18 protein-coding genes and 1 pseudogene are annotated in these 24759 nt (G+C 74.4%); 15 read left to right on the forward strand and 4 right to left on the reverse strand.

What is annotated here, in order from left to right; genetic code table 11:
* The first annotated feature begins 83 nt into the window (after positions 1-83).
* On the forward strand, positions 84-956 hold the full coding sequence (locus R4Z62_RS08510) for an RDD family protein (protein WP_355482226.1): 873 nt from the start codon (positions 84-86) through the stop codon (positions 954-956).
* Here the strand turns inward: R4Z62_RS08510 and R4Z62_RS08515 are convergent.
* Positions 916-1827 carry an endo alpha-1,4 polygalactosaminidase gene (locus R4Z62_RS08515; RefSeq protein ID WP_385489725.1) on the reverse strand — a complete coding sequence of 304 codons (912 nt, stop codon included), beginning with the start codon at positions 1825-1827 and terminating at the stop codon, positions 916-918. The two genes, R4Z62_RS08510 and R4Z62_RS08515, sit on opposite strands and share 41 nt — an antisense overlap.
* 307 nt (positions 1828-2134) lie before the next feature.
* On the opposite strand from R4Z62_RS08515, the gene R4Z62_RS08520 reads away from it, so the two are divergent.
* The 7 genes and pseudogenes from R4Z62_RS08520 (at position 2135) to R4Z62_RS08550 (ending at position 12740) form a co-directional block, all read left to right on the forward strand.
* On the forward strand, positions 2135-3670 hold the full coding sequence (locus tag R4Z62_RS08520; RefSeq protein WP_064532688.1) for a leucyl aminopeptidase: 1536 nt from the start codon (positions 2135-2137) through the stop codon (positions 3668-3670).
* Between the two features lie 268 nt (positions 3671-3938).
* A complete protein-coding gene (gene lpdA / locus R4Z62_RS08525; RefSeq protein ID WP_018567381.1) occupies positions 3939-5327 on the forward strand; it encodes a dihydrolipoyl dehydrogenase in 1389 nt (462 codons plus the stop codon).
* Positions 5328-5388: 61 nt separating this feature from the next.
* The gene (gene sucB / locus R4Z62_RS08530) at positions 5389-7119 is read left to right on the forward strand and encodes a 2-oxoglutarate dehydrogenase, E2 component, dihydrolipoamide succinyltransferase (RefSeq protein WP_385489730.1); all 1731 of its coding nucleotides are present in this window, start codon (positions 5389-5391) and stop codon (positions 7117-7119) included.
* A gap of 219 nt (positions 7120-7338) precedes the next feature.
* Complete coding sequence (locus tag R4Z62_RS08535; protein WP_018567379.1) at positions 7339-7962, forward strand: GntR family transcriptional regulator; 624 nt, start codon at positions 7339-7341, stop codon at positions 7960-7962.
* 261 nt (positions 7963-8223) lie between these two features.
* A complete protein-coding gene (gene aceE, locus R4Z62_RS08540) occupies positions 8224-10926 on the forward strand; it encodes a pyruvate dehydrogenase (acetyl-transferring), homodimeric type (RefSeq protein ID WP_385489734.1) in 2703 nt (900 codons plus the stop codon).
* Between the two features lie 139 nt (positions 10927-11065).
* Positions 11066-12094, forward strand: a pseudogene (locus R4Z62_RS08545) (helix-turn-helix transcriptional regulator); the annotation flags it as partial.
* A gap of 127 nt (positions 12095-12221) precedes the next feature.
* Positions 12222-12740, forward strand: coding sequence for a DUF4240 domain-containing protein (locus R4Z62_RS08550; RefSeq protein WP_355482247.1), 519 nt, complete (start codon positions 12222-12224; stop codon positions 12738-12740).
* Positions 12741-12820: 80 nt separating this feature from the next.
* Here the strand turns inward: R4Z62_RS08550 and R4Z62_RS08555 are convergent, their stop codons facing one another.
* The gene (locus tag R4Z62_RS08555) at positions 12821-13639 is read right to left on the reverse strand and encodes a peptidoglycan recognition protein family protein (RefSeq protein ID WP_107440786.1); all 819 of its coding nucleotides are present in this window, start codon (positions 13637-13639) and stop codon (positions 12821-12823) included.
* Between the two features lie 368 nt (positions 13640-14007).
* Here R4Z62_RS08555 and R4Z62_RS08560 point away from each other — a divergent pair, with 368 nt between their 5' ends.
* Positions 14008-15201: a MarP family serine protease gene (locus R4Z62_RS08560; protein ID WP_385489737.1), complete on the forward strand. Its 1194-nt coding sequence runs from the start codon at positions 14008-14010 to the stop codon at positions 15199-15201.
* Positions 15202-15221: 20 nt separating this feature from the next.
* Here R4Z62_RS08560 and R4Z62_RS08565 read toward each other — a convergent pair whose 3' ends face one another.
* A complete protein-coding gene (locus R4Z62_RS08565; RefSeq protein ID WP_385489740.1) occupies positions 15222-15806 on the reverse strand; it encodes a GNAT family N-acetyltransferase in 585 nt (194 codons plus the stop codon).
* 94 nt (positions 15807-15900) lie between these two features.
* On the opposite strand from R4Z62_RS08565, the gene R4Z62_RS08570 reads away from it, so the two are divergent.
* Entirely contained in the window at positions 15901-16797 is an 897-nt protein-coding gene (locus tag R4Z62_RS08570; RefSeq protein WP_064532700.1) for a TIGR01777 family oxidoreductase, read from the forward strand.
* A gap of 456 nt (positions 16798-17253) precedes the next feature.
* Entirely contained in the window at positions 17254-18735 is a 1482-nt protein-coding gene (locus tag R4Z62_RS08575; RefSeq protein ID WP_385489743.1) for an NAD(P)/FAD-dependent oxidoreductase, read from the forward strand.
* 1002 nt (positions 18736-19737) lie between these two features.
* Here the strand turns inward: R4Z62_RS08575 and R4Z62_RS08580 are convergent.
* Entirely contained in the window at positions 19738-21267 is a 1530-nt protein-coding gene (locus R4Z62_RS08580; protein ID WP_064532704.1) for an NsdA family TPR-like regulatory protein, read from the reverse strand.
* 244 nt (positions 21268-21511) lie between these two features.
* Between R4Z62_RS08580 and lipB the strand changes: the two genes are divergently transcribed.
* The 4 genes from lipB to R4Z62_RS08600 all read left to right on the forward strand — a co-directional run bounded on the left by lipB (position 21512) and on the right by R4Z62_RS08600 (position 24747).
* The gene (gene lipB, locus R4Z62_RS08585; RefSeq protein WP_064532705.1) at positions 21512-22312 is read left to right on the forward strand and encodes a lipoyl(octanoyl) transferase LipB; all 801 of its coding nucleotides are present in this window, start codon (positions 21512-21514) and stop codon (positions 22310-22312) included.
* Between the two features lie 141 nt (positions 22313-22453).
* Positions 22454-23419, forward strand: a complete 966-nt coding sequence (gene lipA, locus R4Z62_RS08590; RefSeq protein ID WP_018567368.1) for a lipoyl synthase — start codon at positions 22454-22456, stop codon at positions 23417-23419.
* Positions 23420-23713: 294 nt separating this feature from the next.
* Complete coding sequence (locus tag R4Z62_RS08595; RefSeq protein ID WP_018567367.1) at positions 23714-23914, forward strand: SCO2195 family GlnR-regulated protein; 201 nt, start codon at positions 23714-23716, stop codon at positions 23912-23914.
* A 128-nt stretch (positions 23915-24042) separates the two neighbouring features.
* Positions 24043-24747 (forward strand): DUF4191 domain-containing protein, encoded by a 705-nt coding sequence (locus tag R4Z62_RS08600; protein ID WP_064532707.1) that lies wholly within the window; start codon positions 24043-24045, stop codon positions 24745-24747.
* The last annotated feature ends 12 nt before the right edge of the window (positions 24748-24759 follow it).

The raw sequence follows: 24759 nt of genomic DNA on the forward strand, positions 1-24759 counted from the left end.
GCCCCCCGCTCGCTAGTCTGAACGGCGGAACAGACAACGGGTGACGGGATCGGGGGACGTCTGTGCCGAAGCTGCGCCGTGTCATGGCCTGGTTGATCGACTTCGCGCTGGTGGTCGCGGCGGCCTCCGCGCTCGCCGTGCTCACCTTCCACCGGATCGCCGCCCTGGTCACCGACGTGCCCGAGCTGGCCACCCGCGGCGGCCTTGATCTGCTCGGCTCGCGCGGTGACGTCGTCGGCAGCTCCGAGCACCTGGGCCTCTCGCTGTGGAACAAGGCCGTGCTGTACGTGGAGCAGGGCTTCGCGCTGCTGGTGCTCGCCACCTTCCTCTACCAGTGGGCCTGCCTGGCCCTGGCCGGGCGCACGGCGGGCAAGGCGCTGCTCGGGCTGAAGGTCGCCCCGCTCTCGCCGCTGTCCCGGCGGGGCCGCTCGGCCGCGGTCCGGGCCGCCGTCACCACCGCGGCCGACGTCGCCGTCTACGCGGTGGCCTGCGTGCTGCTGATCGAGGGGCACTTCCTGCTGTCGGTGCTGGTGTGGGCGGTGGCCGTGCTGCTCTTCCTGGTCAACGCGCTGCCGGTGCTGTTCCGCGGCCGGCGCTCGCTCGCCGACCGGCTGGCGCGGACCTCGGTCACCGGGCTGTGGCTGGGCGCCCCCGGCGCGCCGCTCCGCACGGCAGCGGACCTCGCCACCGCGCCGGACGCACCGGTCGGCCCGGCGTTCCCGCCGCCCGCGGACCCGGGGTACCCGCCGGTCGCCGCGCCGGGCTTCCCCGCGCCCGGCGGCGGGCAGGGGCTCCCCCGGCCGGGCGGCGGTCCCGGCTTTCCGCCGCCCGCCGCGCCGGGGTTCCCGCCGCCCGGCGGCGGCCCGGGGTTCCCTCCCCCGCCCGGCCCGGGGTTCCCCGCGTCGGGCACGGGGTTCAGCACGCCCGGCGCCACGCCCCCAGCTCGTACTTCTTGAGCAGGGAGCTCAGTTCCAGCTCGCGGGACTCCGCGCAGAAGCGGCCGGTGGGCAGTTCGTACTCGGTGTGGAAGACCGCCTTGCCGGCCGCGACGAACGGCTTGAGCCGGGCGCACTCGCCGTACTGTGCGCACTGTTCGTTGACCGCGAAGTCGAAGTCGCCCACCAGCTCGGGGATCTGGTCCAGGTCGTTCTTCAGGCCGACCGACATGCCGCGCGCGTGGGCGAGGGAGGCGACGAGGCGGTTGTAGCGGAGCTGGTCGGCGGCGGTGAGCGGGAATCCGGTGCGGTTCTTGTAGCCGTCCATGTTGTCCGGCTCCACCGCGTCGAAGCCCTTGTCGCGGCACATGTCGAGGCGGGCCGCCAGCAGGGGCTGAAGGACGTCGGTGCGGCGGATGTCGAACCAGCGCTCGCCCTTCCAGCCGTTGCCCTCGCCGAGCACCGAGGCGGGGAAGCGGGCGGCGTCGGGCCGGAAGTCCTCCCAGGCGCCGGTGGAGACGTAGCAGATGACCTTGCGGCCCGCGCGGTGCAGTGCGGCGACCGTCTCCTTCGAGTGGTCGAAGCCGTCGATGTCGTAGACCGCCGCGTCCACCGAGGTGTCGAGCCGGCCGCTGAGCTGCCACTGCCAACTGGTGCCCGGCCGGGGGCGCCAGCGGTCCGCCGGGGACGCGGTGGCCTTCCCGGCACGCGCCTTGCCCCCACCGCCCCCACCGCCGTCGCCGTCGTCGCGCGTGCCGCTCCCGCATCCGGCGAGCAGCAGGAGGAGGAGCGCGACGAGGGCGGCCGGGCGGGCCGCGGACCGGAATCCGGGGGGAGCGGCGGGACGGCGGGCAGGACGGGTGGTGGGGTGATCCGTGGGGGTGTGCACCATTCGATCATCGCCGATGCCCCACCGCACCCCGCCGCCAGGGCAGTTGGCTTCCCGGCGGCGTCCCGCGCACGCATGGTGCGGCGGCGCGCGGGGCATCCGGTGACGGCCGTGCCGCCGCCGGGTGAAGACCACGCGACGGACCGGCGCGCGGACGCGCGTAGGCTCGTGCCGGGTGATTGCCTGCCCGGGTGCAGACCGCACCGCAGATGGAGTCGGGTCCGACAGGGCCTGAGGTCGGTCGTCGGGCCCGGTCGACCCACCCGTATTCGGCCAACCACCTTTCACAGGGAAGCGAGAAATCACCACCGTGACTGCTCTCACTCTCAGCACCGCCGCGGCGCCCGGCCTGCGCGCCGACGCGATCGTCGTCGGTGTCGCCAAGGGCACATCCAGGTCCGGGGCCCTGGTCCTCGCACCGGGTGCCGAGGCCGTCGACGCGGCCTACGACGGCAAGCTCGCCGCCGTCCTGGAGACCCTCGGCGCCTCCGGGGCCGAGGGCGAGGTCACGAAGCTGCCCGCGCCGTCCGGCTTCAAGGCCCCGCTCGTCCTCGCGGTGGGCCTGGGCGCCGCGCCCGAGAAGGACGCCGGGTTCGACCCCGAGGCGCTGCGCCGGGCCGCCGGTGTGGCCGCCCGCGCCCTCACCGGCGCGAAGAAGGCCGCGTTCGCGCTGCCGCTCGCGGACGCCGCCGACGCCGGCGCGGTCGCCGAGGGCGCGCTGCTGGGCGCGTACTCCTTCGACACGTACAAGGAGGAGGGCAAGGACGCCAAGGACCGCGGCGGCAAGGCGCCGCTGGCCGACGCCGTGCTGCTCGGCGGCAAGCCCCGCGACAAGGCGTTCAAGGCGGCGATCGAGCGCGCCACCGCCCTCGCCGAGGAGCTGAACCGCGCCCGCGACCTCATCAACACCCCGCCCAACGACCTGAACCCGGCCTCGTTCGCCGCCGTCGCGCAGGACGCGGCCAAGGCGCACGGTCTGAAGATCCAGGTGCTGGACGAGAAGGCGCTCGCCAAGGGCGGCTACGGCGGCATCCTGGGCGTCGGCGCCGGTTCGGCGGCCGGGCCGCGCCTGGTCAAGCTGTCGTACACCAGCTCGAAGGCGAAGAAGCACCTGGCGCTCGTCGGCAAGGGCATCACCTACGACTCGGGCGGCATCTCGCTCAAGCCGGCCGGTCACAACGAGACGATGAAGTGCGACATGGCCGGTGCCGCCGCGGTCTTCGCCGCCGTCGTCACCGCCGCCCGGCTGGGCCTGGAGGTCAACGTGACCGGCTGGCTGGCGCTGGCCGAGAACATGCCCTCCGGCTCCGCCACCCGCCCCGGTGACGTGCTGCGCATGTTCAGCGGCAAGACGGTGGAGGTGCTCAACACCGACGCCGAGGGCCGGCTGGTGCTCGCGGACGCGCTGTGGGCCGCCTCGCAGGAGAAGCCGGACGCGATCGTGGACGTCGCGACGCTGACCGGCGCGATGGTGCTGGCGCTCGGCAACCGCACCTTCGGGATCATGGCGAACGACGACGCGTTCCGCTCCGCGATCCACGAGGCCGCCGAGGAGGTCGGCGAGGAGGCGTGGCCGATGCCGCTGCCCGAGCACCTGCGCAAGGGCATGGACTCCCCGACCGCCGACATCGCCAACATGGGCGAGCGGATGGGCGGCGGCCTGGTCGCCGGTCTGTTCCTGCGCGAGTTCATCGGCGAGGGCATCACCTGGGCGCACCTGGACATCGCCGGTCCGGCCTTCAACGAGCAGGGCCCCTTCGGCTACACCCCCAAGGGCGGCACGGGCAGCGCGGTGCGCACCCTGGTCCGGCTGGCCGAGCTGACGGCCGCGGGCGACCTGGGCTGAGGCCCGCTCCCGCACCGCGGCGGCCCCGGGTGCCCGGCGCACCCGGGGCCGCCGCGTCCGGCGCGCGGCGCGCCCCCGTGTCCCGGCGCGCGTGGCGGGTGGTATGTCTCACACCCCGGCCCCGCGTCTCGTTCACCCCCGACAAGTGCGAAGATGGGCGTCGGCAGGACAGGGCCCCCACCCAAAGGGCCGAAGAACGAGCGGCCGGACACAAGCCGCCCGCCGGTCACCGACGACCGGCACGGCGCACATGCATGGAGGACGTGACGTGGCGAACGACGCCAGCACCGTTTTCGACCTAGTGATCCTCGGCGGTGGCAGCGGCGGTTACGCCGCGGCCCTGCGCGGGGCGCAGCTGGGCCTGGACGTCGCCCTGATCGAGAAGGACAAGGTCGGCGGTACCTGCCTGCACAAGGGGTGCATCCCCACCAAGGCCCTGCTGCACGCGGGCGAGATCGCCGACCAGGCCCGCGAGAGCGAGCAGTTCGGTGTCAAGGCCACCTTCGAGGGCATCGACGTCCCGGCCGTCCAGAAGTACAAGGACGAGGTCATCTCGGGCCTGTACAAGGGGCTCCAGGGGCTGATCGCCTCCCGCAAGGTGACGTACATCGAGGGTGAGGGCCGGCTGTCCTCCCCGACCTCCGTCGATGTCAACGGCCAGCGGATCCAGGGCCGCCACGTCCTCCTGGCGACCGGTTCCGTGCCGAAGTCCCTGCCCGGCCTGACCATCGACGGCAACCGCGTCATCTCCTCCGACCACGCCCTCGTGCTGGACCGGGTGCCGAAGTCCGCGATCATCCTCGGCGGCGGTGTCATCGGCGTCGAGTTCGCCTCCGCGTGGAAGTCCTTCGGCACCGACGTCACCATCGTCGAGGGGCTCAAGCACCTCGTCCCGGTCGAGGACGAGAACAGCTCCAAGCTGCTGGAGCGCGCCTTCCGCAAGCGGGGCATCAAGTTCAACCTGGGCACCTTCTTCGAGAAGGCCGAGTACACCCAGGACGGCGTCAAGGTCACCCTCGCCGACGGCAAGGAGTTCGAGGCCGAGGTCCTGCTCGTCGCCATCGGCCGCGGCCCGGTCTCCCAGGGCCTGGGCTACGAGGAGGCCGGGGTCGCCATGGACCGCGGCTACGTCCTGGTCGACGAGTACATGCGCACCAACGTCCCGACCGTCTCGGCCGTCGGCGACCTGGTCCCCACCCTCCAGCTCGCGCACGTCGGCTTCGCCGAGGGCATCCTGGTGGCGGAGCGTCTGGCCGGTCTGAAGACCGTCCCGATCGACTACGACGGTGTCCCCCGGGTCACGTACTGCCACCCGGAGGTCGCCTCCGTCGGCATCACCGAGGCCAAGGCCAAGGAGATCCACGGCGCGGACAAGGTCGTCGCCCTGAAGTACAACCTGGCGGGCAACGGAAAGAGCAAGATCCTCAAGACCGCGGGCGAGATCAAGCTCGTCCAGGTCAAGGACGGTGCCGTGGTCGGCGTCCACATGGTCGGCGACCGCATGGGCGAGCAGGTCGGCGAAGCGCAGCTGATCTACAACTGGGAGGCGCTGCCGGCCGAGGTCGCGCAGCTCATCCACGCCCACCCGACGCAGAACGAGGCGCTCGGCGAGGCCCACCTGGCCCTGGCCGGCAAGCCCCTCCACTCCCACGACTGAGCCTTCGGTCAACGGGCGCGACGACACAGACTTCCGTACTTCGTAAGGAGCAACCGAAACCATGGCGGTTTCCGTAACCCTGCCGGCGCTCGGCGAGAGCGTCACCGAGGGCACTGTCACCCGCTGGCTGAAGGCCGAGGGCGAGCGCGTCGAGGCCGACGAGCCGCTGCTCGAGGTCTCGACCGACAAGGTCGACACCGAGATCCCCTCGCCGGCCGCCGGTGTGCTGGCCTCCATCAAGGTCGCCGAGGACGAGACGGTGGAGGTCGGCGCCGAGCTGGCCGTCATCGACGACGGCTCGGGCGCCCCCGCCGCTGCCGAGGCGCCCGCCGCCGAGGCCGCTCCCGCCCCGGCCGCCGAGCCCGCCCCGGCCCCCGTCGCCGAGGCCCCCGCCGCCCCGGCCCCGGCTCCTGCCGCTCAGGCGCCCGCCGCCCCCGCCGGTGGCGCCGAGGGCACGGACGTGGTCCTGCCCGCGCTCGGTGAGTCCGTCACCGAGGGCACCGTCACCCGCTGGCTGAAGTCGGTCGGCGACTCCGTCGAGGCCGACGAGCCGCTGCTGGAGGTCTCCACGGACAAGGTCGACACCGAGATCCCGGCGCCCACCTCCGGCGTGCTCCTGGAGATCGTGGTCGGCGAGGACGAGACCGCCGAGGTCGGCGCCAAGCTCGCCGTCATCGGTGCCCCGGGTGCCGCTCCCGCGGCCGCCCCGGCTCCGGCCGCCCCCGCCCCGGCCCCCGCGGCCCCGGCCCCGGCTCCGGAACCGGCCGCCCCGCAGGCTCCGGCCGCCCCCGCGGCCCCCGCCCCGGCCCCGCAGGCTCCCGCCGCTCCGGCCGCCCCCGCCCCGGCCGCCCAGGCGACCGACGACGGTGCCTACGTGACCCCGCTGGTGCGCAAGCTCGCCGCCGAGAACGGCGTCGACCTGGGCGCCGTCAAGGGCACCGGCGTCGGCGGACGCATCCGCAAGCAGGACGTGCTCTCCGCGGCCGAGGCCGCGAAGACCCCGGCCGCCGCCCCGGCGGCCGCCGCTGCCGCGCCCGCCGCGAAGAAGGCCCCCGCCCTGGAGGCCTCCCCGCTGCGCGGCCAGACCGTGAAGATGCCGCGGATCCGCAAGGTCATCGGCGACAACATGGTCAAGGCCCTGCACGAGCAGGCGCAGCTGTCCTCGGTGGTCGAGGTCGACGTGACCCGGCTGATGCGGCTGCGCGCGCAGGCGAAGGACTCCTTCGCGGCGCGCGAGGGCGTCAAGCTCTCCCCGATGCCGTTCTTCGTCAAGGCCGCCGCGCAGGCGCTGAAGGCCCACCCGGCCATCAACGCCAAGATCAACGAGGCCGAGGGGACCATCACCTACTTCGACACCGAGAACGTCGGTATCGCGGTGGACTCCGAGAAGGGCCTGATGACCCCGGTCATCAAGCACGCCGGTGACCTCAACATCGCCGGTATCGCCAAGGCCACGGCCGAGCTGGCGGGCAAGGTGCGGGCCAGCAAGATCACGCCGGACGAGCTGTCCGGTGCGACCTTCACCATCTCCAACACCGGTTCGCGCGGCGCGCTCTTCGACACGATCATCGTGCCGCCGGGCCAGGTCGCGATCCTCGGCATCGGTGCCACGGTCAAGCGTCCGGCCGTCATCGAGACCGAGGAGGGCACGGTCATCGGCGTCCGCGACATGACCTACCTGACCCTCTCCTACGACCACCGCCTGGTGGACGGCGCCGACGCGGCCCGTTACCTGACGGCGGTCAAGGCGATCCTGGAGGCGGGCGAGTTCGAGGTCGAGCTGGGTCTCTGACCTCTCCGCTCCCCGCCGGGAGCTGGTGCGGCGCCCCCGTCCGGAGCACTCCGGGCGGGGGCGCCGCCGTTTGCCGTTTCTTGGCCATCACGGCGTGTAAGCCTCGTCTCACCTGCGTGAAAGCGCCCGTATGCGCCCTTCCGCCGCGCGCGGACCGCCGTATTGTCTAAGCGTCAATGCCCCCGGGGGCCGTCTTCGGTCCCGTTTTAAGGAGCCTCCATGACCGCGCCCGTCGTCCACTCGCTGCGCGAGCAGATCCGCGAGCACATCGTGGAGGGGATCGTCAGCGGGCGCTGGAAGCCGGGCGAGCGGATCGTGGAGCGGCGGATCGCGACCGAGCTGGAGGTCAGCCAGACGCCGGTGCGGGAGGCGCTGCGCGAGCTGGAGTCGCTGCGGCTGATCGAGTCGGCGCCCAACAAGGGCGTCCGGGTGCGCAATCTGACCGCCGCCGACCTGGAGGAGAGCTACCCGGTCCGGGCCGGTCTTGAGGCCATAGCGGCGGAGCTGGCCGCCGGACGGCTCGCGGAGGACTGCTCGGCCCTGGAGCCGCACGTGTCCGCGCTCTACGAGGCCGACCGGCGCGCCGACGGGACCGCGCAGGTGCGGCACACCGTGGGCTTCCACCGGGAGCTGGTGCGCGCGGCCGGCAACTCGGTGCTGCTGCACACCTGGGAGGGGCTGGGCATCGAGGTGTTCACGGCGCTGTCGATCCGCTGGCTCGGCACGGTGCAGCAGTCGTACGCGGAGGAGCACGAGGAGCTGGTGCAGGCGTTCCGGCGGCGTGATCCACGGATCGCGGAACTGGTCAAGGCGCATGTCCTGGGGTGCGCTCCGCGCCCCTGACGCCAGTCGAGCACTTCCCCGCTCACCTGCGGAAACAGTTCGAAAATGCGGCACGGCGTGCCTGCCCGAAAGGCACCGGGTGCCGACTTTCTCGGAATCGAGAGGTTTTCCCCCTCAACCCTTTGATCGATCATCGATCAGGGGGTTACAGTCGGCGACGGGCTCTGACCAGGGCCCTCAGCCCTGTCCTGCCAAAGACCTAGGGCACCCCCGAACCCTTACCAGATGAGGGAACCCCCTTCGACTGAGGAAGGCGGCGACATGACCGACCCCAACGCCATCCAGCCGAGCGAGCTCGACCAGCTCCCGGACCGCGACCCCGAGGAGACCGCCGAGTGGCAGGCCTCCCTGGACGCCGTCGCCCAGGCGGCCGGGCCGCACCGCGCGGCGTACCTGATGCGCCGCACGCTGGAGCGCGCGGAGGGCACTGGTGTCGCCCTGCCCAAGCTGCTGGAGACGGACTACGTCAACTCCATCCCGACCGCCGCGGAGCCGGCCGTCCCCGGTGACGAGGCCCTGGAGGCCCGTATCACCGCGTGGAACCGGTGGAACGCGGCGGCGATGGTGACCCGTGGCTCCAAGTACGGCGTCGGCGGCCACATCGCCACCTTCGCCTCGGCGGCCTGGCTGTACGAGACCGGCTTCAACCACTTCTTCCACGGCAAGGAAGGCGACGGCTCCGGCGACCAGCTGTACATCCAGGGCCACGCCTCCCCGGGCATCTACGCCCGCGCCTTCCTCGACGGCCGGCTCACCGAGCAGCACCTGGACAACTTCCGCCAGGAGGCCGGCGGCAACGGCCTGCCGTCCTACCCGCACCCGCGGCGCCTGCCCTGGCTCTGGGAGTTCCCGACCGTCTCCATGGGCCTCGGCCCGCTGTCGGCGATCTACCAGGCGCGCTTCAACCGGTACCTCACCAACCGCGGCATCAAGGACGTCTCGTCCTCGCACGTGTGGGCGTTCCTCGGCGACGGCGAGATGGACGAGCCGGAGTCGACGGCGGCTCTCGCGCTCGCCTCCCGCGAGGGTCTGGACAACCTGACCTTCGTCATCAACTGCAACCTCCAGCGCCTGGACGGCCCGGTCCGCGCCAACTTCAAGATCGTGCAGGAGCTGGAGGCCCAGTTCCGCGGCGCCGGCTGGAACGTGGTCAAGTCGCTGTGGGGCACCGCCTGGGACGAGCTGTTCCAGCTCGACACCACGGGCGCGCTGCTGCGCCGGCTGCGCCAGGTGCCGGACGCCCAGGTCCAGACGTACCAGACCCGGGACGCCGCCTACATCCGCCAGGACTTCTTCGGCGCCGACCCGGCGCTGGCCGAGATGGCGAAGCTGCTCAGCGACGACAAGATCGTCGAGTGCTTCCACTTCTCCCGCGGCGGCCACGAGGCCCGCAAGGTCTACGCCGCGTACAAGGCGGCCCTGGAGCACAAGGGCGCCCCGACGGTGATCCTGGCCCAGACGGTCAAGGGCCACACCCTCGGCGACGGCTTCGCCTCGAAGAACGCCAACCACCAGATGAAGAAGCTGACGGTGGACGAGTTCAAGGCGATGCGCGACCGCCTCGACCTGCCGATCAGGGACAGCGACTTCGTCGACGGCCAGGTGCCCTACGGCCACCCCGGCGCCGACTCCCCCGAGGTGCGCTACCTCCAGGAGCGCCGCGCGGCCCTCGGCGGCCCGGCCCCGGCCCGCCGCGTGCACCCGCTCGCGCCGCTGCCCGCCCCCGCCGACAAGGCGTTCGCCTCCTTCGACAAGGGCTCCGGCACCCAGAACGTGGCCACCACCATGGCCTTCGTCCGCCTGGTCAAGGACCTGGTCCGCGACAAGGAGACGGGCAGGCGCTGGGTGCCGATCGTCCCCGACGAGGCGCGCACCTTCGGCATGGAGAGCCTCTTCCCGTCCCTCGGGATCTACTCCCCCAAGGGCCAGACGTACGAGCCGGTCGACCGCGACCAGCTGATGTACTACAAGGAGGCCGAGAACGGCCAGATCCTCAACGAGGGGATCACCGAGGCCGGTTCGATGGCCGACTTCATCGCCGCTTCGTCGTCGTACGCGACGCACGGCGAGGCGATGATCCCGTTCTACATCTTCTACTCGATGTTCGGCTGGCAGCGCACCGCCGACCAGATGTGGCAGCTCGGCGACCAGCTCGGCCGCGGCTTCCTCGTCGGCGCGACGGCCGGCCGCACCACGCTGACGGGCGAGGGCCTCCAGCACGCCGACGGCCACTCGCCGGTCATCGCCGCGACCAACCCGGCGGCGCTCTCCTACGACCCGGCGTTCGCGTACGAGATCGCGGTCATCGTGAAGGAGGGCCTGCGCCGGATGTACGGCGAGGCGGCCGAGGGCGAGGACCAGAACGTCTTCTACTACCTCACCGTCTACAACGAGCCGCTGCCGCAGCCGGCCAAGCCGTCCGGTCTCGGCATCGACGAGGGCATCGTCAAGGGCCTGTACCGCTTCAACACGGCGGAGTCGGCCGGTCTGTCCGCCCCGGCGAACGCCCCGCGGATCCAGCTGCTCGGCTCGGGCACCGCGATCCACTGGGCGCTGACCGCGCAGCGGCTGCTGGCCGAGGAGTGGGGCGTGGCCGCCGACGTGTGGTCGGCGACCTCTTGGACCGAGCTGCGCCGGGACGCCCTGGAGGCCGACACGGCGCTACTGCGCGGCGAGGAGCGGGTGCCGTACGTACGGCAGGCGCTCCAGGGCGCCGAGGGCCCGGTGCTGGCCGTGTCCGACTACATGCGCCAGGTCCCGGACCAGATCGCGCAGTGGGTCGAGCAGGACTGGTCCTCGCTGGGCGCCGACGGCTTCGGCCTGTCGGACACCCGTGACGCGGCCCGCCGCCACTTCGGTGTGGACGCCGAGTCGATCGTCGTCGCGGCGCTGGCCCAGCTGGCCCGGCGCAGCGAGGTGAAGGCCTCGGCGGTCAAGGAGGCCCGCGAGAAGTACGGCCTGTAGGGGCCGGCGGACGCGACAGGCGGCGGAGGGGTGCGGCAGCAACTGCCGTACCCCTCCGCCGCCGTCTTCGTCCTCCGCCGTCGTCCTCGCCGCCCTCGCCGTTGTCGTCGTTGTCGGTGGGGCCCGGCATGATGGCCGTATGCGTGCCGCCCGGCTGATCAGGATGGTGCTGCTGCTCCAGGCGCGGCAGCCGATGACCGCCGCCGAGCTGGCCCGGGAGCTGGAGGTGTCGGAGCGGACCGTCACGCGGGACGCGCAGGCGCTGTCGGAGGCGGGGGTGCCGGTCTACGCCGACCGGGGGCGGGCCGGCGGCTACCGGCTGGTGGGCGGCTACCGCACCCGGCTGACCGGTCTGGCGCGCGACGAGGCGGAGGCGCTGTTCCTCAGCGGCGTACCGGACGCGCTGCGCGACATGGGGCTGGCGGACGCCGCCTCGGCCGCCCGGCTGAAGGTGTCGGCCGCGCTGCTCCCCTCGGTGCGCGACGCCCCGCGCACGGCGGCACAGCGCTTCCATCTGGACGCCCCGGCCTGGTTCCGCGAGCCCGAGGTGCCCGAGCTGCTGCCCGCCGTCGCGGAGGCGGTCCGGGCCGACCGGGTCGTCACCGTGCGGTACCGGCGCGGGGCGGGCGAGGACGGCGGCGGGACCGAGGTGGCGCGGGAGCTGGAGCCGTACGGGCTCGTGCTGAAGGCGGGGGTCTGGTACCTGTGCGCGCGGGTCGCTGGGGCCCATGCGGCGGGCGGGGAACCGTCTTCCGTCCCCTTGGGGTTCCGCGTCTACCGGGTGGACCGCTTCACGGCCGTGGAGGCGCGGGAGGGGGACGGAGCGGGGTTCGCGCGGGACGAGAGCTTCGACCTGCCCGCCTTCTGGGCGGAGCGCGCCGAGCAGTTCGCCCGCTCGATCCTGCGCGCCGAGGCCGTCGTACGGCTGTCCGAGGAGGGCGCGCGGCGGCTGGCGCAGGTGGTCGACCCGGTGGCGGCGCGCGCGGCGCTGGCCGGTGCCCCTCCCGCCGACGAGCACGGCCGGCGCACGGTGACCCTGCCGGTGGAGTCCGAGGAGGTCGCCCACGCCCAGCTCACGGCGCTCGGCCCGGAGGCGGAGGTGCTGGCCCCGCCGTCCCTGCGCGCCCGCCTCGCCCGCGACGCCCGGCGCCTGGCGCGGCTGTACGGACCCGGGGACGGGCACGAGCCCGGAGGCGGGCACGAGCCCGGAGGCGGGGGCGGGGACGCGGCGGCGGACGCCCTTCCGCGGGCTCCGCGTGCGGCGCGCGGGGGCAGGGCCGATGCTGGACACCGTGATGGACGAGACGGAGTTCTGGGAGCTGATCGACGCGACGCGCGGGGCCGCCGAGGGTGATCCCGAGGAGCAGGCGGACCTGCTCGTGGAGCGGCTGCTCGCGTTCGACCCCGAGCGGGTCCTGGACTTCGCCCGGCACTTCGAGTCCCGCTACCACCGCGCCTACCGCTGGGACCTGTGGGGTGCCGCATGGGTGCTGCTGGACGGGGCCAGCGACGACGCCTTCGACTTCTTCCGGTGCTGGCTGATCGGCCAGGGGCGGGAGGTGTTCGAGGGCGCGCTGCACGACCCGGACGCGCTGGCCGGTCTGCTCGACGACTTCGACGAGGAGATCGACGGCGACGGCGAGGAGCTGGGGTACGCGGCCGACGAGGCCTACGAGCAGCTCACCGGCACGGTCGCCCCCGACCTGGGCATCCCGCCCGCCCCGGCGGAACCGGAGGGCACCCCGGTCGCGTTCGAGGACGACGACGAGCTGGCCCGGCGCTATCCGCGCCTGTGGGAACGCTTCCGGGACTGACAGACGCGCTCGCGGGACCGACGGCGCGCGGGCGGGCGGTTCCGGGCGGGCGGGAACACGCGCTCCGCACCGGGTCGGATTCAGATACGGCCCTGGAGGCGGGCCGCCGTCTGCCGGATGGCGGGGAGGCGGACGGTGAGGGCGGCGCCCGGACAGTTGGTGCGGAAGCCGTCGGTGTGGCCGGCCAGGGCCGGGAGCAGCGCGGTGGTGCCCGCGGTGTAGCGGGCGAGCCGGTTGCTGGAGACCAGGGCGACGCTGCCGCGCGGGTCGACGCCCGCGAGGCCGAGTTTCCAGGCGGCCAGCGCGGCGATCGCGTCGGTCATGGCGCGCGGCACGGGCGTCCCCGCGGTGAACGTGCCGATGGCCGCGATGCCCGCCGTGCGGTGGTTGAAGCCCTGGGTGTGGGCGCCGGTGACCGCCCGGTCGACGCCCCCGGCGCGGCCCTCGTAGATCGTGCCGCAGCGGTCGACGAGGAAGTTGTAGCCGATGTCGTCCCAGCGGCGGGCGCCGGTCTGGCCGGCGTAGAGGTGGCGGATGATCTGCGGGGCCTCGGCGCAGGCGTAGCCGTTGGGCGAGTCGGTGTGGTGGACGAAGACGGCGACGACCTTGTCGTCGTAGCGCGGCGGCGGCTGCACGCGCCGCGCGGTGGCGTCCAGCCAGACCGAGCGGGGCACGATGCGCGGCCGGGGCGCTCCGTGCGCGACGGCGGAGCCGGCCGGCGCCGCCTGCTCGGGCCGGGCGCCGGGCTCCTGCGCGTGCGCTCCGGCGGGCGCCCGTCCGGTCACGATGCGGCCGACGCCCTCCGCGCCCAGCAGCAGCGCGCCGACGGCCGCGGCGGCCGGCAGGAAGCACAGCAGCGCGACGAGGGCGCGTCGCAGGCGCCGTGTCCGCCGGCGCACGGCCGTCAGCCGCCACGCCCCGTCCGGTCCGCCGCCGTTCCACCGGTTCCGGTTCCGGTTCCGGCCCCCGCCCCGCCCGCTCCACCGGCCCCGGGGCCCTCGCCATCGTCCGGCACTCCACCGCCACGGTCTTCGGGCACGCTCGGGCGGCCCGGGATCTCCCACTCCACGCATGGCTTCACGATCACCCCCATCCGCGCCGTCCGCGATGTGTGCTGTGCCACCTGGTGGAACCATCGTCCTGGTCCGGGGCGTTTCTCCGGATACACGTACACACGGCCGGTTCCCGACCCCCTGTGCGTGACCGGTCACGCCGCTCACCGGGTCCGTCCCGGGGCGTGTCCGGGCCCGAGAGAAAGGCGGCCTGCGTGGATCTGCTCGACCTCGTGCTGCTGCTGGTCATCGTGTTGTACGCGGCGTCCGGCTACCGGCGCGGTCTGGTGGCCGGCTGTGTCTCGCTGGCCGGTTTCGTGGGCGGCGCGGCCGTCGGCGTCTGGGTGCTGCCGTGGGTGATGGACCTGGTCACGCGCGGGAGCACGGCGGCGACGGTGACCGCCGTGGTCACGGTCCTGGTGCCCGCGGTCGCCGGGCACGAACTGGCGGGGCGCCTCGCGCTGCGGCTGCGGAGCCGGCTGGAGGGCGCCGGTGGCGGCTCGCTGCGGGCGGCCGACGGGATCGGCGGGGCCGCCGCCAACGCGGTGGCGGTGCTGATCGTGGCCTGGGTGGCGGCGAGCGTCCTGGGCGCCTCCTCCTCCCCCCTGGTGACGACGGCGATACGGGACTCGAAGCTGCTGGGCGCGGTGCAGGACGCGATGCCGGACACCACCCCGGCCTGGTTCTCGCGGGCCACCTCCGCGCTGACCGAGGCGGGCTTCCCGCAGGTCTTCAACCCGTTCGAGAACGAACCGGCGGCCGGTGTCGCCCGGCCCTCCGGGGACAGCGTCACGGCGAGCGCGACGAACGCCGCCCGGCTCAGCACGGTGAAGATCGAGGGCTCGTCGGGCGACCAGGGCCGCGAGGGCAGCGGCTTCGTGTTCGCGCGCCAGCGCGTGATGACCAACGCGCACGTGGTGGCGGGCATCGACACCCCGTACGTGCAGATCGGCGGCGTCGGGCACACGTACGCCGCGCGGGTGGTCCTGTTCGACCCGGACCGGGACGTGGCCGTGCTCTACGTCCCCGGGCTGCGCGCCCCCGTGCTGCGGTTCGACGACACCGCCGGGCGCGGCGACGCGGCCGTGGTCGCCGGCTATCCGCAGGACGGCGGCCTCGATCTCCAGGCGGCGACGGTGGCGAACCGGATCCGGGCCACCGGCCGGAACATCTACAACGACGCCTCCGTCACCCGGGAGATCTACTCGATCCGCTCCACGGTCCGGCCGGGCAACTCCGGCGGCCCGCTGCTGACCACGGACGGCCGGGTCTACGGCATGGTGTTCGCCCGTTCCACCTCGGACGCCGAGACGGGGTACGCGCTGACCGCCGGTGAGGTCGCCGCGGACGCGCGGCGGGCGGCGGCCGCCACGGCGGCGGTGGACACGGGCCGCCTCGTCGCCGCCTGAGGCACCGGGCCGCGTGCGGCTCAGACCAGCGGACGGCCCATCAGGACGTCGTCGACATAGGCGCCGTCCAGGAAGAACTCCCCGGGCTGGACGCCCTCCACGACGAAGCCCTCGGACTCGTAGAGCCTGCGGGCGGGGGTGTTGGGGCCCAGGACGCGCAGGGTGATGCGGCGGGCGCCGAGGCGGCGGGCCTCCTCGACGGCGGCGCGCACCAGGGCGCGGCCCGTTCCGGCGCCGCGGGCCTCCTCGGCGACGGCGAGGCCGCGTATCTGCTGGACGTGCGTGTTGGCGGCCAGTTCGGTGGGGTGGCCGAGGCGGACGTAGCCGACCGGGCGGCCGTCGAGTTCGGCGACCAGGTGGTGGTCCGGTCCGGTGCGTTCGGTGAAGAACGGCGGGTACGGCTCCTCGGGACGCGGCTGCACCGAGTGCAGCGGGGACCAGGTGGCCCCGTCGAGCCGGGCCAGGGCCTCTTCGTCCGCCGCTCGGGCCCGGCGGATGCGCGGAGCGGCCGGGGGCGTGTGGGGGGCGGCGCCGGGCGCGGGGACGGCGCCGTCGGATATGCGGGTGCTGTCGGTGCTGTCTGTGCTGTCTGTGCTGTCGGGCATGGGGGCACTGTAGGGGCGGCCCGGGTGGCTGTCCCGGGGATTTCCGTGGCGGGGCGCGGGGGTGGGAGGGGCACGCCGGGGCAGGATGGGGCGCATGGAACGTTCACGCATCGCGGTGGCCGGGGCGTCCGGTCTGATCGGCAGCGCGCTGGTGCGGTCCCTGACCGCCGACGGGCACGAGGTGGTGCGTCTGGTGCGCCGGCCGGTGCGCGGCGCGGACGAGGTCCGCTGGGACCCGGAGCGGCAGTACGTGGACACGGCGGGGCTCATCGGCTGCGACGCGGTGGTCGACCTGGCGGGCGCCGGGGTCGGCGACCACCGCTGGACGGACGCGTACAAGCGGACGCTGCGCGACAGCCGCGTGCTCGGCACGGCGGCGCTGGCCGAGGCCGCCGCCGCCCTGGACACCCCGCCGCGGGTCTTCGTCGGCGGCAGCGCGATCGGCTTCTACGGCGACACGGGCGGGACGGCCGTGGACGAGGACGCGCCGCCCGGCGACGGGTTCCTGGCCGCGCTGTGCGTGGAGTGGGAGGAGGCGGCGGCCGCGGCGCAGGAGGCGGGCGTGCGGACGGTGTTCGCGCGCACCGGTCTGGTGGTGGCCCGTGAGGGCGGCGCGTGGGGGAGGCTGTTCCCGCTGTTCAGGGCCGGGCTCGGCGGGCGGATGGGCGACGGGCGGCAGTACTGGTCGTTCATCGCGCTGCACGACGAGGTGGCGGCGCTGCGGCATCTCATCGACACCGAGTCGCTGTCCGGGCCGGTCAATCTGACCGCGCCCGAGCCGCTGACGAACCGTGAGATCACCGCGGCGATGGCCCGGGTGCTGCACCGGCCCGCGCTGCTGCCGGTCCCGGCGCCGGTGCTGCGGGCCGCGCTCGGGGAGATGGCCGGGGACGTGCTGGGCAGCGCGCGGGTGCTGCCGCGGCGGCTGCTGGAGTCCGGGTTCGTGTTCGCCTTCCCCGGGATCGAGGACGCGGTGCGGGCGGCGCTGTGAGGACACCGTCCTGGGGGCGGAGGCCGCTCCGCGCGCGGTCCCGCGGACGGGACGTCCGGGTCCCGTAGGCGGCCGCGCCGGGAGCCGCCGGAAGTCGCCGGGAGTGGCGGGTCGTGGGCGCGGCGCCGGGGCGGCGCCGGGGCGGGCGCGGCCGTGGCCCGGGAGGGTGTACGGGAGGCCGTGGTGCGGGGTGGGGCGTACCGGCGGCCGTGGTGCGGGGAGGGGCGTACGGGAGGCGGTGGGCGCGGTGGGGCGGGCGGGGTGGGCCGGGGGCGGTGCCCTCGGGGCGGGCGCCGTGCGCGTACGGCCGTATGCGACCGCCGTGCGACCGTGCCCTGTCCATGCGCGACTGTCCCTGACCGGACGGCGCCCTAATCTCGTGCCGAACTCGGGTATTCCTCAAGCCGGTCGAGGGCATCACCGCCCCACCGGTCGCGCAACCTCGAGGAGGGGCACGTGCTTGAGCCCGCGTACCAGGTGGATGTCGTGGTGGTGGGAGCCGGGGTCGCCGGACTCTCCGCGGCACATCGGCTGACCAGCGCAGGAGTGACGACAGTGGTCCTGGAGGCCGCCCCCTTCGTGGGCGGTCGCATGGCGACGGAGAAGATCGACGGGTTCCGGCTCGACCGGATCGGGCAGCCGCTGTTCACGTCGTATCCCCAACTGGCCCGCAGCCCCGGGCTGGACGCGCTCGTGCTGCGTCCCTTCGCGCCGGGGGTCCTGCTGCACCACGACGGGCGGCGCCACCGGGCGGGTGCCCCGGCGGGCGGCGGAAGCGCGCGGAGCGCACTGCATGCCGTGCGCGCCCTGGCGAGCGCCCCCCGTTCCGCGGCGCTGCCCGGCGGCCGGGGCGTCCGTGCCCTGCGCCCCGTGCCGCCGCCGTGGTCCCGGGCGGCCCGGCCCGACGACTTCGCCGCGCCCGGCTCCGCGGCGCCGGCCCGGCCCGGCCGCTTCGCACCGGCGGCCGACCGCGCCCAGCCCTTCGGCATCGGCACCCCGCTGCGGGTGCGCGCCGCCCTGGCCCGGATCGCCGCCACCCCGGTCGAACGCCTCCTGGCCCGCCCGGACGTGCCCGCGGCCCAGGCCCTCGCGGAGCGCGGGCTGCCCGCCCGCACCGTCGACGGCTTCCTGCGGCCGCTGCTGTCCGCGCTGCTGTGCGACCCGGACCTCACCACGTCCAGCCGCTGCGCCGACCTGGCGCTGCGCGCCTTCGCCACCGGGCGGCTGTGCCTGCCGGAGGGCGGCGCGGAGGTGCTGCCGGAACTCCTCGCGAGCACGCTGCCGCCGGGCACCGTGCGCACCGGCGTGCGGGTCACCTCCGTGTCCACCAACACGGTGGCCACGGCCGAGCACGGCGAAATCCGCTGCCACGCGGTGCTGGTGGCCACCGGCGCGCGGACCGCCGCCACGCTGCTGCCCGGACTGCGGGTCCCCGGCTTCCACCCGGTGACCGTGGTGCACCACACCACGGACGAGCCGCCCGAGACGGGCGCGCACCTGCTGCTCGACGCGGAGCGGGGCGGGCCGGTCGCGCACACGGCCGTGGTGAGCCGCGTGGACCCGTCCCGCGCCCCGGCCGGGCGCGCCCTGGTCTCCTCCACGGTCCTGGGCACGCCCTCGGCCGACGTCGACACCGCCGTACGCCGTCATCTGGCCCGCCTCTACGGCACCTCGACCGACCGCTGGGAGACGCTCGCCGTCCACCACCACGCAGAGGCGGTGCCCGCGATGGGCGCGCCGCACGATCTGCGGCGGCCGGTGCGGCTGCTCGCCGGCCTCTACGTCTGCGGCGACCACCGCGACACCAGCACCCTCCAGGGCGCCCTGCACTCGGCCCACCGCGCCGCCGCCGCGATCCTCGCCGACCTCGGCACGGGCCGCCCGATGCACAGCGCGGATCCCCTCCCGACGACTACGCCACGGGCGGCGGCGGCCTGAGGGGGGGTCCCTCCGGGGGGTGCGGGAGGAGACGGGGCCCTCGGGAGGGGCGGTGGACGGAGGAGGCCCCGGGGAAGGGCCCGGGGAAGGGCCCCCGGGGGCGGGCCCGTGCGGCGGACGGCACGGTGAGCCGTAGGCGGGTATGTCGGAGGCCGACGGGCTGGGGCCGTTGAGCCGGAGGCGGGTACGTCGGAGGCCGACGGGCCGGGGCCGTTGAGCCGGAGGCGGGTACGTCGGAGGCCGGTGTGGCCCGGGGGGCAAAGCCCGGGTGGCCGGTGGCCCAGAAGCCGGAGCCCTGTGGGCCCGGGGCACCGGCCGGTGGGCCCAGGGTTCTCGCCCCCGCCGCCCCTTCCCGTCCCGTTCCCAGGGGCTTCGCCCCTTCGACCCCACCGGGGCTCCGCCCCTGGACCCCGCGGGCTCGCCCGAGAGCACCCGGGCCTGCCCCTCGGCGGGGGTCAGCGGCGGCCCGCGGGGCCTCCCGAGACCGCCGCCGGCACGACCGGGCGGCCGGGCCGGGGACGGTCACGGCGACGCCGTCCGGTCGGTGCCGACGGGAGCCGAGCGGTCGGCCGGGCGCGACACGGACGGTGCCGGTGCCGCCCCGGCCGCGAGGACGGCGGCCGGTCCACGCCCGCTCCGCCGAGCAGGCGGCAGGCACCACCCGCGACCGACAGACGCCCACCGCCCGCCGCACCCGCGACCGGGCACCACCACGCCGACCCACACGCCCGGCAGCACCCTCCCGGCACCGCCCGCGCCCGATACCCGGCCGCACCCGCGACCGACCAGCACCCACCACCCACCCCGCCCGCGACCAGGCACCACCACACCAGCCCACACGGCGCGGCAGCACCCTCCCCGGCCACCCGGCACCGCCCCCTCCCGGCCACCCGGCCACACCCGCGACCGACCAACACCCACCACCCACCCCGCCCGCGACCGGGCACCGCCGCGCCGGCTCACACGGCGCGGCAGCACCTCCCCCACCGCGCTCCCGGCTTCTCAGCCCAGGGACGCCACCTTGTCGCGGTACGTGCGGACCGGGGGCGCGTCCTTGTAGGGCTCCAGGCGGCGTTCGAAGTCGCGGACGTACTCGTCGGCGCGGACCGAGCGCATGTCGGCGGCCTGGGCGGCGGCCTCGGCGCCCAGGCGGCAGGCCTGTTCGAGGTCGCCGAGGCCGAGGCGGGCGGTGGCGAGGACGACCCGGCTGAACAGGCGGCTGCGGGCGTACGCCGGGGCGCGCAGCTGGAGGGCGCGTTCGGCGTGCTGGGCGGCGGCGCGGTACTGCTGGAGGTCCCGGTGGCAGTGCCCCAGTTCGTCGGCGAGCTGTCCCTCGTCGTAGGAGCGCGCCCAGAAGGGGACCTCGTCGCCGGGCCTGGCCGCCTCCAGGGCGCGTTCGGCGCGGGCCAGCGACGCGGTGCAGGCGCGGACCTCGCCGAGCACCCCGTGCCCGCGTGCCTCGGCCGCGTGCAGCAGCGCCTGCACGGCGGGCGGCGCGGAGCCGCCGAGGCCCTGCTGCGCCACCCGGGCCAGTTGGACGGCCTCCCGTCCGTGCGCCAGGTAGACGGCCTGCCGGCTCATGGTGACCAGGACGTAGGCGCCGTAGGCCCGGTCCCCGGCGGCCTGGGCGAGCCGGAGCGCCTGGACGAAGTAGCGCTGGGCGAGGCCGTGCGCGGCGATGTCGTACGACGTCCAGCCGACGAGCCGGGTGAGGTCGGCCGCCGCCGCGAACAGGCGGCGTCCGGTCTGCTCGCCGTAGCTGCCGCGCAGCATCGGCTCGCACTCGTGTTCCAGATAGCGCACGAGGGCCTGCCGGGCGTGCCCGCCGCCGTACATGTCGTCGAGGCTGCGGAACAGCTCGCCCACCGAGCGCAGCGCGGCGATGTCCCCGGGGGTGACCCGCCGGCCGGTTTCCTGCTCGGTCTGGGCCCGCTCGGCCCGACCGCGCTGGCGGGGCACGCCGGGGACCGGCTGCCCGGCCCCGGCGAGCGGGGGCGCGGGCGGCGGCGCGGGCTGGGACGCGGGCGCGGCGGCCGTACGGCCCTGGGCGGGGACCCGGGGCACGGCGGGCTGCTCGGTCCGGGCGACCCGGTCGTCGGCCCGCCCGATCAGCCAGTCGCGGCTGGGCACCACGAGCCCGGCCGGGGTGAAGGCGATCTTGCGGAGTTCGGCCTGGCTGCCGGAGTCCTTGCGCCACAGCCCGCTGACGATGTCGACGGCCTCCTCGGGGGCCGCGGCGAACTCCAGCCCGGCGTACACCGGGGCGCAGGCGTCCAGGCCGAGGTCCTGCGCGGTGAGGCGGCGGCCCAGGCGCCGGGTGAAGACCTCGGCGATGAGGGCGGGGGTGGTCCCTCTGGGCTGCTGGCCGCGGAGCCAGCGGGTGACCGAGGTCTTGTCGTATCTCAGGTCCAGGCCGTGTTCGAGGCCGAGCTGGTCCACACGACGGGCCAGACCTGCGTTGGAGAACCCCGCTTCTGCGATGAGCGCGGCGAGCTGGCGGTTGGGGGTGCGCTGCGCGGGTCGTTCCGTCATCTGCGGTGCGGTCTCCTGCCTTTCGGGCCCGCACGCGGGTGCGTGGTGCCCGGATTGCCTGTGAGCAGCCCTTATGGCCTCATGAACGGCGCGAATGTAGCGGAGAGTGAGCAGCCGGCCGCGCTCTTCGGCATCTATTCATCCGATCGTGTGAGGATTGCCCGCGCGGCTGACGCGAGGCGGCCGGACGTACAGTGGCGTGGGCGCATGACGTGCCTGACGACCTTCCAGGGAGGCGCTTGCCGTGAGTGAGGTGCGGTTCGTCCGCAGGGGATTCGGTGCCGAGGCCGTGGACTACCAGGAGGCCTGGGACGAGCAGCGGCGGGTGCACGCGGCCCGGTTCGCGGACGAGATCCCCGACACCGTGCTGCTGCTGGAGCACCCGCCCGTGTACACGGCGGGCCGGCGCACCCAGGACAGCGAGCGCCCGCTCGACGGCACCCCCGTCGTCGACGTGGACCGCGGCGGCAAGATCACCTGGCACGGCCCCGGACAGCTGGTCGGCTACCCGATCCAGAAGCTGCCCCGCCCGGTGGACGTGGTGGCGCACGTGCGGCGCCTGGAGGAGGCGCTGATCCGCACCTGCGCGGAGTTCGGCCTGGAGACCACCCGGGTCGAGGGCCGCAGCGGGGTGTGGGTGCTCGGCGACCCGGTCGAGCTGCGGCCCGCGCTCGGCGGCCTCTCCCTCGACTTCGACCCGCGGCTGGCCGACGAGGAGTTCGACCCCCGGCTGAACGGTCCCGAGTACGCGCCCTCCAACGCCGGCCAGCGCCGCGAGGACCGGAAGATCGCCGCCATCGGCATCCGGGTGGCCAAGGGCGTCACGATGCACGGCTTCGCCCTGAACGTGAATCCGGACAACAAGTGGTTCGACAAGATCATCCCCTGCGGGATCCGGGACGCGGGCGTCGCCTCGCTCGCGGGCGAGCTGGGCCGGGACGTCACCATCGCCGAGGTGCTGCCCGTGGTCGAGCGGCATCTGCGGGACGTCCTGGAGAACGCCGACCTCAGGCCGCGCGCGGTCGAGAGGACGGCGGCCGTCTGACGGCGCGGTCCGGCGGACCCGCGGCACTCGCCCGGCGACGGGAATGATCTCCGCGGGTCGAAGGTTGGCCTCACCGACAGGGCGCAAGGAACACGGGCGTACGCTGGGTACGCCGAAGAATCGAAGTTACAGGGAGCCGATGTGTCCGCAGTCGCACCCGACGGACGCAAGTTGCTGCGCCTGGAGGTCCGCAACAGCCAGACCCCCATCGAGCGCAAGCCCGAGTGGATCAAGACCCGGGCGAAAATGGGTCCCGAGTACACGAAGATGCAGAACCTCGTGAAGAGCGAGGGCCTGCACACGGTCTGCCAGGAAGCCGGCTGCCCGAACATCTACGAGTGCTGGGAGGACCGCGAGGCGACCTTCCTCATCGGCGGCGACCAGTGCACCCGGCGCTGCGACTTCTGCCAGATCGACACGGGCAAGCCCGAGGCGCTGGACCGCGACGAGCCGCGCCGCGTGGGCGAGTCCGTGGTCACCATGGACCTGAACTACGCCACCATCACCGGCGTCGCCCGCGACGACCTGGCGGACGGCGGCGCCTGGCTGTACGCCGAGACCGTGCGCCAGATCCACGCGCAGACGGCGGAGCGCGAGGGCGGCCGGACCAAGGTCGAGCTGCTCGCCCCCGACTTCAACGCGGTCCCCGAGCAGCTCGCCGAGGTGTTCGAGTCCCGGCCCGAGGTCTTCGCGCACAACGTCGAGACGGTCCCGCGGATCTTCAAGCGGATCCGCCCCGGCTTCCGCTACGAGCGCTCCCTGAAGGTCATCACCGAGGCCCGCGACTTCGGCCTGGTGACCAAGTCCAACCTCATCCTCGGCATGGGCGAGACCCGCGAGGAGGTCGTCGAGGCGCTGAAGCAGCTGCACGAGGCGGGCTGCGAGCTGGTCACCATCACGCAGTACCTGCGCCCGAGCGTGCGCCACCACCCGGTGGAGCGCTGGGTCAAGCCGCAGGAGTTCGTGGAGCTGAAGGAGGAGGCCGAGCGGATCGGCTTCTCGGGCGTGATGTCCGGGCCGCTGGTACGGTCCTCCTACCGCGCCGGGCGGCTGTACCAGATGGCGATCGAGAAGCGGGGCGCCTTCGTCGCCGCGCAGGCCGTCTGAACCGTCCTCGCCGCCTGACGCACCGTCAACCGCCGCGCTCCGCCGCCTCCGACGGAGCCGCCGGGACTGTGTGAATTCGAGCACAAGAACTTACCGCGCAGTAGCGGCCGAGACGACGCGGTCCCGGGCGTCCCCGCAGATGAGGGCGCCGACCGGGGCCGCGTCGCCCTTTTGGCCCGCGATGTCAGGGCTTCACCGCTGTTTGACCGGTCGGTCACGCCCTGGTAACACCAGACAGTGACCCTGGTTCCACACCATCCGCGTCCGGAGCCGTTACGAGGGGGGACCTCCACCATGCAGGCCGCGCCCGTCCGTGCCACCGCCATCCCGTCCTTCTCGGTCGCACTCCGTGCGGTCGAGTCGCTGCTCATGAGCGGCGGCCAGCGCACCGCCCGCCGCAACGCCTGGACCTCCGTGCTGGAGGACCGCCGCCGCGCCAAGGACCGGGTCGAGGCGCAGCGCGTCCTCGACCGCTTCCCGGCCGTACGCCCGTAGCGCGCGCCCCCGCCGTACACCTGCGCCGCGCCCCGCCGTACGCCCGCGCCGCGCCCCGTCGTGCGCCCGCGGCCGGGGGCCGGGCACTGCGTCGTCGGCCACTCGCGGGGGCACGTAGACTTCGTGGCATGGCGAGGAAGGAAACCGCAGCCGAGGCTGCCAACCCGGGGCGACTGAAGCAGATCGCCCTGACGTACAAGATGACCCGCAAGGCCGATCCGAAGATCGGTCTCGTACTCGCGGCTGTCGGCATCGTCGTCTTCGGTGTCCTTCTCGGGATCGGCTTCTTGATCGGCCACCCCGTCTATCTGGGCATCCTGGGCCTCCTGCTCGCCTTCCTGGCGATGGCGATCGTCTTCGGCCGCCGGGCCGAGCGGGCCGCCTTCGGGCAGATGGAGGGGCAGCCGGGCGCCGCCGCCGCGGTGCTGGACAACATCGGCCGCGGCTGGACCACCACCCCGGCCGTCGCCATGAACCGCAGCCAGGACGTGGTGCACCGCGCGGTCGGCAAGGCCGGCATCGTGCTGGTCGCCGAGGGCAACCCGAACCGGGTGAAGACCCTGCTCGCCGCCGAGAAGAAGAAGATGAACCGCATCGTCGCGGACGTCCCCGTGCGTGATGTGATCGTCGGCACCGGCGAGGGCCAGGTCGAGCTGAAGAAGCTGCGCACGACCATGCTGAAGTTCCCCCGCGTGCTGACCGGCCCCCAGGTGACCGCCACCAACGACCGGCTGCGCGCCCTGGGCGACCTGATGAGCAACATGCCGCTGCCGAAGGGCCCGATGCCCAAGGGCATGCGGATGCCGCGAGGCGGCGGCCCGAAGGCGCGCTGAGCCTTCCCCGCC

This window comes from Streptomyces sp. PL-25 (assembly GCF_058344915.1).